This window comes from Citrobacter sp. NCU1 (genome assembly GCF_010231475.1).
In the GTDB taxonomy this organism is placed as follows: Bacteria; Pseudomonadota; Gammaproteobacteria; order Enterobacterales; family Enterobacteriaceae; genus Citrobacter_D.
On sequence record NZ_NRDO01000062.1, the window covers coordinates 1 to 7,463 of the forward strand.

A 7,463-nucleotide genomic window follows, 5' to 3' on the forward strand; every position below is an offset into this window, starting at 1 on the left:
TGGCTCTCATCTTCAATATCCGGATCATATAATCGGGATTTTAATTCCAGATAATGCGCGAGCTGCTCATAGCTGCGCGCCAGATTATCTTGCAGTGGGCGGATAGGGAATAACAGATGCCCGGTCAGCGTAAGCAAGTTATACCATACAGCCCCAGCCAGCAGGAGCAATGGCTGTTGGTACCACTGTTCGTACAGTGATGCGCCAAGCATGGTGTAGATGGCGATCAACAATGCGCCAAAAGCAATGGTCGCGTAACGTTGGCCAAGACCTCCGAGTAAAATAAATCCGCTGGTCGACAACGTCAGGCCTATGGCGAAAAGCCAGGGCCACGGAAACAACAATTCCACGGAGGCGGAGGCGATGAAAAAACAGATCAGCGTGATGATCAGATTGCGCAGACGTCCAGCAAGGCGATCATCCAGATCGGTCAACGCTGCGGCCACCATACCCAGCGTTAGCGGTATTGTCAGTTTGACATCGCCCAGCCACCAGGGCAGAGCCGTTGTGCCACACAGTGCGATAAAAATACGCACATAATATAACCAGGTACTGTTCCAGGTGTACCGCCTAAGTAGGGGACTCAACATAAAGGCCATCAGTCCTGATCATTCAAAACGGCGGCGCGCATTCGCCTCGCGCGCAGCTTGAGCGGTTTCAACAGTGACCACGCGGCGGCCTACCGGCCAGAGTGCGATGGCTACAATTTTGAAGTTCGCAATACCGACAGGGATCCCAATGATCGTAATGCATTGGGCAATACCCGCAGCAATATGCATCAGGCATAACCACCAGCCGAACAGAATCAGCCAGAAAACGTTGAGTAACGTACCTCCCGTATTCATCAGCGCATTTTTACCCGCTGGATTGAGTTCATCCACGTGAATCGCTTCGTTACCGTAGGGAAACAGAGAGAGTTTGGTTATCTCCCAGCATGAGCGCGTCAGGGGCAATGTAAAAATCAGAACGATACTGACGAGTGTCGCCAGTAACCAGGCCAGGGTGGTCGCAAAACCCCCTAACACAAAGTTTAGGATATTCAGAACGGTACGCATAAAGCCTCGGTCAAATCTGGTTTTCTATGATTCCAGGCAATTGTAACGTTTTTTTGGGCTGGAGCACGTTTTCTCTGGCGGTTACACTGAGAAGTAAACCTCTCGTGTGGATCCACTGAGTCATGGAACTGAAAGCAACTTCACTTGGAAAACGTCTGGCGCAACACCCTTACGATCGGGCTGTTATTCTCAATGCCGGTATCAAAGTCTCTGGCGATCGCCATGAATACCTTATTCCATTCAATCAGTTACTGGCTATCCATTGTAAGCGCGGGCTGGTGTGGGGTGAACTTGAGTTTGTCCTGCCGGATGACAAAGTGGTGCGTTTACACGGTACAGAATGGACTGAAACGCAACGGTTTCACCATCACCTGGAAACGCACTGGCAACGCTGGAGCCAGGAGATGAGTGAAGTCGCTGCGCGGGTGTTGCAGGAGCAATTAGATCTCATTGCACAGAGGACGGGGGAAAACAAATGGTTGACCCGCGAGCAAACGTCAGGAATTCAGCAGCAAATTCGTCACGCGTTTGCGGCGCTGCCGTTGCCCGTCAACCGGCTGGAATCCTTTGAAAATTGTCGTGAAGCCTGGCGTAAATGCCAGGCGTGGCTAAAAGATATTGAAGGTTGTCGGCTGGCGCATAACCAGGCTTATACCGATGTCATGCTGGCAAAATATGCGGCGTTTTTCGAACACATTGAATCGTCGCCGTTGAATCCAGCACAGGCCAGAGCTGTCGTAAACGGTGAGCATTCGCTGCTGGTTCTTGCCGGGGCTGGCAGTGGCAAAACGTCGGTATTGGTCGCGCGTGCGGGTTGGCTTTTGACCCGGGGAGAGGCGGCGGCTGAACAAATCCTGCTGTTGGCTTTTGGCCGTAAAGCGGCCGAAGAGATGGATGAACGTATTCGCGAGCGGTTACATACTGAAGAGATAGCCGCGCGAACGTTTCATGCGCTTGCTCTGCATATCATCCAGCAAGGGAGCAAAAAAGTCCCCACCATCAGTAAACTTGAGAACGACACTGGCGCGAGACACCGGCTTTTTATTTCCGCATGGCGACAGCAGTGCAGTGAGAAAAAGGCGCAGGCAAAAGGCTGGCGGCAATGGCTGGAAGATGAAATGCAGTGGGCTGTGCCTGAAGGCAATTTTTGGGACGATGAAAAGCTGCGACGTCGGCTGGCACCACGACTGGATCGCTGGGTGAGTCTGATGCGGATGCATGGGGGCACTCAGGCTGAGATGATCGCCAGCGCACCGGAAGAGATCCGCGATCTGTTCGGCAAACGCATCAAATTAATGGCGCCGCTACTCAAAGCGTGGAAAAGCGCGCTGAAAGAGGAAAACGCGGTGGATTTCTCCGGGCTTATTCATCAGGCGATTGTTGTCCTTGAAAAGGGGCGCTTTATCAGCCCGTGGAAGCATATTCTGGTTGACGAATTTCAGGATATCTCCCCGCAACGCGCGGCATTGCTGGCCGCGTTGCGTCGGCAAAACCCACATAGCACATTGTTTGCTGTCGGGGATGACTGGCAGGCCATTTATCGTTTCAGTGGGGCGCAACTTTCGCTAACGACGGCTTTTCATCAAACGTTTGGCGAGGGCGATCGATGCGATCTCGATACCACCTATCGCTTCAACAGCCGGATCGGTGAAATCGCTAACCGATTTATCCAGCAGAATCCGCACCAACTCGCAAAACCGCTCAACAGTCTGACGCCTGGAGATAAGAAGGCGGTCACGCTGCTGGAGGAAAATCAGCTGGATGCCTTGCTGGATAAGCTTTCTGGCTATGCAAAAGAGGATGAACGCATTTTGGTGCTGGCGCGCTACCATCATTTAAAACCTGCCTGTCTGGAAAAGGCTGCGACACGCTGGCCAAAACTACAGCTGGATTTTATGACTATTCATGCCAGTAAAGGCCAGCAGGCGGACTACGCGATTATCGTCGGATTGCAGGAGGGAAGCGATGGTTTTCCAGCACCGGCACGCGAGTCGATCATGGAAGAGGCCTTGCTGCCACAGGTGGAAGATTTCCCGAATGCAGAAGAGCGGAGATTGCTGTATGTGGCGTTGACACGTGCCCGGCATCGCGTGTGGATGTTATTTAACAAAGAAAGTCCGTCCTGCTTTGTCGACGATCTACAACATCTGGGCGTGCCGGTAGCGAGGAAACCCTGAAAAACAGGCGGCAATCGCCGCCTGTAGGCTTATGACTTGAGGCGCTCGGACAGGTAGCGCTCATAATCCGGGATCAAAATCTCCACCGCATCGCTGAAATGCGGCGACTGGATAATAAAATCGGCGGTAGAAACGTTGGTGGCAACCGGGATATTCCACACTGTTGCCAGACGCAGCAGCGCTTTGACATCCGGATCGTGCGGCACCGCATTGAGCGGATCCCAAAAGAAAATCAGGACATCAATTTTCCCTTCAGAGATCAGTGCGCCAACTTGCTGGTCGCCGCCCATCGGGCCGCTCAGCATGGCGTTCACGCTCATACCTGTCGCGCGTTGAATTAAGTTTCCTGTCGTTCCTGTGGCGTAAAGTTCGTGCTTTTCCAGTAATGGCTGGTGGCGTTCAACCCAGTTCATTAACATCTGTTTGCAGTGATCGTGCGCAACCAGCGCAATATGTTTGCGCGCCGGCAATGTGCGAGTTGTCAGTTCCATAGTTCAATTCCGTAGTTAACCTTGCTACAGAGTACTGGAAGCTCTTGACGCTGCAAGAGAAAGACGTAAAAAATGCGGGCAAGTGTCAAAACGCTATGAAGAAGGCTGTTTTTCTGCCCACTTCAGGAAGTTATTTCGGGTTTGCGGATCGGCTTGTTTGAACCAGTATTTAAGGCGCTGCTCGGTGAGCGTCTGAGATTGCGGCGGAATGGCATCCAGCTCCGAGATCCCCGAAAGCAGGGTACTGTCATCGGCCATCATCGTGGCAAACTGCGGTAACGAGGCGTGTTTAGACGCTTTATTATATCGTTCGGTTTCCAGTTCATAATCAATGACTTTAGCCGTCGACGTGATGGCCAGAATATCGAGCTTTACCGGAATTGGCATGGCGTCGCCATCCAACAGTTCAAGGCGTGGCGTGGCATCAAAATGCGCTGTTTCACGCTCGTTCTCCAGCCGCGGTAGATGAAAATTGACCTGGCTGATGAGCTGAGTATCGAAGCTCACTACCAACGGGGGTGATATATAGAGCCGCTCTTCATGGCTGGAAAGGCGAATGGTCTTCTCCACACGAAAAACCAGCTGATGCGGACCATTATCCAGTTCAATACTGTCGGCCCCCCGTAACAGTGAGCTGGAGACTTTTTTGCCATCTAAAACAAGAAGATCAACATCACTGGAGAGACGTAAGGTGGTGGCGAAAACAGTGGCCGGCAAAATCAATACAATGAAGGTTGTCACAATGCCGGCTTTCATAGGGTTCTCCTGTCCAAAGACCGCATGATTAATAATGTATCAAAATTTTGCGGCAATCATCTTTACTAACATATAGACATATTTTTAACTTTTGCTCTCATACATTCGTATGGGGTGAATGGTTGGTATGTTGGGTTTGTCGTACACTTTGCAAAACAGCCTGGAGAAAGATGATGAAAGAGACCGATATTGCTGGCATTTTGACGACCACCCGTACTATCGCGCTGGTAGGGGCGAGTGATAAACCCGATCGCCCGAGCTATCGCGTGATGAAATATCTGCTCGATCAGGGCTATCACGTGATTCCTGTATCACCCAAGGTGGCCGGAACGACGCTGTTGGGGCAGAAAGGCTACGCGACACTGGCCGATGTGCCGGAAAAAGTGGATATGGTGGATGTTTTTCGCAATTCAGAAGCCGCGTGGGGCGTCGCACAGGAGGCGATTGCTATTGGCGCGAAAACGCTGTGGATGCAGTTGGGTGTAATTAATGAACAAGCTGCGGTACTGGCGCGAGATGCGGGGCTGACCGTGGTGATGGATCGCTGCCCGGCGATTGAGATCCCGCGTCTGGGCCTGGCAAAGTAAGTCTGTTCGGTTGCCGGATGACGCGTTGCTTATCCGGCCATGAACTGTAGGCCGGATAAGACGCGTAGGCCCGATAAGCGAAGCGCCATCGGGCACGGACGAAAATCAGTTGCGAAGGCGTGGTGCCTGGAGTTGTTTACGAATCGTGCGGGCCAGTTCATCCATCGAAGGCTGTTCAGGATGTTCGTCCTGCGTTTCACTACTCAACTGCGCTTCAGCCAGATAAGTATGTACAGGCTGACCATTATCGTCTTCCATCACCACGTGATACCAGGGAGCAGCGCGAAGTTCGTCGTTCACCGCCAACTCATCAGGTGACGGTTCCTCGAGCGAATATACCGGGTCGATATCCACGACCACTCCGAGATAACCTAACAGGGAATGGCGGACCTGCTGGCCAATACCGAATTTGCTGGCAATCATAGTCACCTCCCGGGAAATTAATACTCTCTATTTGAGGGTAAAATTCCACTTTTCAAGTTACATGACGCGACAGGCAAACCCTTTCAGATACAGCCCTTCCGGGTAGGTAGCGATCACCGGATGATCGGCAGCCTGACGGAACTGCTCTATAAATTGTATATCACGACCAGCATCTATTGCGGCATCGGCGATGATTTTCTGAAATAAATCGGTTGTCATCAGCCCGGAACAGGAGAATGTCAGCAATACGCCGCCTGGGTTCAGCAACTGGATTGCCAGCATATTGATGTCTTTATAGCCGCGGCATGCGCCCATTAACTGACTTTTATTTTCGACAAATTTCGGCGGATCCATCACGATCACGTCAAATTTCTCGCCGCGATCGCGGTAAGTGCGCAGCAGTTTGAAAACATCATCACGCACAAACTCGGCTTTGCTGAGATCCAGCTTATTCAGTTCAACGTTCTGCTTCGCAATGTCCAGCGCCTCCTGAGAGGTGTCGACGCTCACGACCTGACGACATCCGCCCATCAACGCCGATACCGCGAAACCCCCGGTATAGGAGAAGCAGTTCAGAACGCGTTGGTTTTCTACGTAACGACGCGTCGCCAGTCGGCTGTCGCGTTGATCAAGGTAGTAACCGGTTTTGTGTCCGCCCTGAATATCCACCAGCAGCTTCATACCGTGTTCTTCAATGGCAAGCAGGGCAGGAGGCAATTCACCGGTAACGGGTCCCTGGGTTAACTCCATGCCTTCTTTTTTACGCACCGCAACATCGCTGCGGTCATAAATGGCGCATTCGGGATACAGTGTTTGCAGTGCGCTGATCAGGGCGGCGCGCTGATATTCTGCTCCAGCACTCAATAGTTGCAGTACAAGGAAGTTACCGAAACGGTCGATAGTCACGCCGGGCAGGCCATCAGACTCACCGGCAATCAGCCGATAGCTGTCCAGCCCGTCTTTCTTCGCCAGCCACTCACGCCACTGCTGTGCCTGCTGCAGACGACGGGTGAAGAAGGCGATGTCGATGGATTCTGTTTTATCGAACGTCCAGACGCGTGCACGAATCTGCGACGCAGGCGAATACGCGCCGCGTGCTAACCATTTGCCCTGATGGTCAACAATATCGATGGTTTCACCGAGGTTGGCTTTGCCTTCCATGCGAGCGACCGCACCGGAAAAGACCCACGGATGGCGACGAAGTAAAGATTTTTCGCGCCCTTTGGCTAACACTAAACGTACACTCATAATTTACTATTCTGTCGAATCAAAGAAATGGGCGCCATTGTCCTGAGTTTTGCGAGGATTTGCAACGCGCCCCGCGATGATAAGGAGCACTGCAATGTCAAAAATCTGCATAATCGCCTGGGTGCACGGTCGCGTGCAGGGTGTTGGTTTTCGCTATAGCACGCAGCATGAAGCGCAACGACTGGGATTAACCGGCTACGCGAAAAATCTGGATGACGGTAGCGTAGAAGTAGTGGCCTGCGGCGAAGCGGAACACGTTGAAAAATTGCTTAAATGGCTGAAGGATGGGGGGCCCAGGAGCGCCAGAGTTGACCGGGTTCTGAGTGAACCGCATCGCCCTGGCGACGAGTTAAAGGGCTTTAGTATTCGCTACTAAATACACTTCACCGGCTTGGGCAGGCCCGCAATTTTGGTGGCCTGTTTAGCCGGGCCTTTCGGGAACAGACGATACAGGTAGCGACTGTTGCCTTTCTCTTCACCCAGTTTATTGGCCATGGCTTTTACCAGCATACGGATCGCGGGCGACGTATTAAATTCCAGGTAAAAATCACGGACAAAGCGCACCACTTCCCAGTGTTCCGCCGAGAGGGTTATGCCTTCGTTTTGTGCAATAACAACCGCCAGAGGCTCGCTCCATTGCGCCGTCTCTTTCAGATAGCCTTCGCTATCGGTATCGATTTCTTTCCCTTCAAAGATCAACATAATTCTTCACAGCCTGAGTAAAAC

The 7,463-nt window shown here is 52.1% G+C and carries 10 protein-coding genes; 3 read left to right on the top strand and 7 right to left on the bottom strand.

Annotated elements, in window-relative coordinates:
• Together CJP72_RS18335 and CJP72_RS18340 are read right to left on the bottom strand one after the other, a co-directional pair.
• Window positions 1–590, bottom strand: a 590-nt coding sequence (locus tag CJP72_RS18335; protein ID WP_238340108.1) for a YccS/YhfK family membrane protein, incomplete at its 3' end; no start/stop codon positions are given.
• 18 nt (window positions 591–608) lie between these two features.
• Window positions 609–1,055, bottom strand: coding sequence for a YccF domain-containing protein (locus CJP72_RS18340; RefSeq protein ID WP_162382770.1), 447 nt, complete (start codon window positions 1,053–1,055; stop codon window positions 609–611).
• Between the two features lie 122 nt (window positions 1,056–1,177).
• Between CJP72_RS18340 and helD the strand changes: the two genes are divergently transcribed.
• A complete protein-coding gene (helD, locus tag CJP72_RS18345; RefSeq protein ID WP_162382771.1) occupies window positions 1,178–3,232 on the top strand; it encodes a DNA helicase IV in 2,055 nt (684 codons plus the stop codon).
• 29 nt (window positions 3,233–3,261) lie between these two features.
• On the opposite strand, the gene mgsA is transcribed toward helD, so the two are convergent.
• Together mgsA and csgI are read right to left on the bottom strand one after the other, a co-directional pair.
• A complete protein-coding gene (mgsA, locus tag CJP72_RS18350) occupies window positions 3,262–3,723 on the bottom strand; it encodes a methylglyoxal synthase (RefSeq protein ID WP_162382772.1) in 462 nt (153 codons plus the stop codon).
• 93 nt (window positions 3,724–3,816) lie between these two features.
• On the bottom strand, window positions 3,817–4,479 hold the full coding sequence (gene csgI / locus CJP72_RS18355; RefSeq protein ID WP_162382773.1) for a curli synthesis inhibitor: 663 nt from the start codon (window positions 4,477–4,479) through the stop codon (window positions 3,817–3,819).
• A 173-nt stretch (window positions 4,480–4,652) separates the two neighbouring features.
• Between csgI and CJP72_RS18360 the strand changes: the two genes are divergently transcribed.
• Window positions 4,653–5,066 (top strand): CoA-binding protein, encoded by a 414-nt coding sequence (locus CJP72_RS18360; protein ID WP_162382778.1) that lies wholly within the window; start codon window positions 4,653–4,655, stop codon window positions 5,064–5,066.
• Window positions 5,067–5,171: 105 nt separating this feature from the next.
• Here CJP72_RS18360 and hspQ read toward each other — a convergent pair whose 3' ends face one another.
• Together hspQ and rlmI are read right to left on the bottom strand one after the other, a co-directional pair.
• Window positions 5,172–5,489, bottom strand: coding sequence for a heat shock protein HspQ (gene hspQ / locus CJP72_RS18365; protein ID WP_162382774.1), 318 nt, complete (start codon window positions 5,487–5,489; stop codon window positions 5,172–5,174).
• A 57-nt stretch (window positions 5,490–5,546) separates the two neighbouring features.
• A complete protein-coding gene (gene rlmI / locus CJP72_RS18370; RefSeq protein ID WP_162382775.1) occupies window positions 5,547–6,737 on the bottom strand; it encodes a 23S rRNA (cytosine(1962)-C(5))-methyltransferase RlmI in 1,191 nt (396 codons plus the stop codon).
• A gap of 94 nt (window positions 6,738–6,831) precedes the next feature.
• Here rlmI and yccX point away from each other — a divergent pair, with 94 nt between their 5' ends.
• Window positions 6,832–7,113 (top strand): acylphosphatase, encoded by a 282-nt coding sequence (gene yccX / locus CJP72_RS18375; RefSeq protein ID WP_162382776.1) that lies wholly within the window; start codon window positions 6,832–6,834, stop codon window positions 7,111–7,113.
• On the opposite strand, the gene tusE is transcribed toward yccX, so the two are convergent.
• A complete protein-coding gene (gene tusE / locus CJP72_RS18380; protein WP_162382777.1) occupies window positions 7,110–7,439 on the bottom strand; it encodes a sulfurtransferase TusE in 330 nt (109 codons plus the stop codon). The two genes, yccX and tusE, sit on opposite strands and share 4 nt — an antisense overlap.
• Window positions 7,440–7,463: the final 24 nt, after the last annotated feature.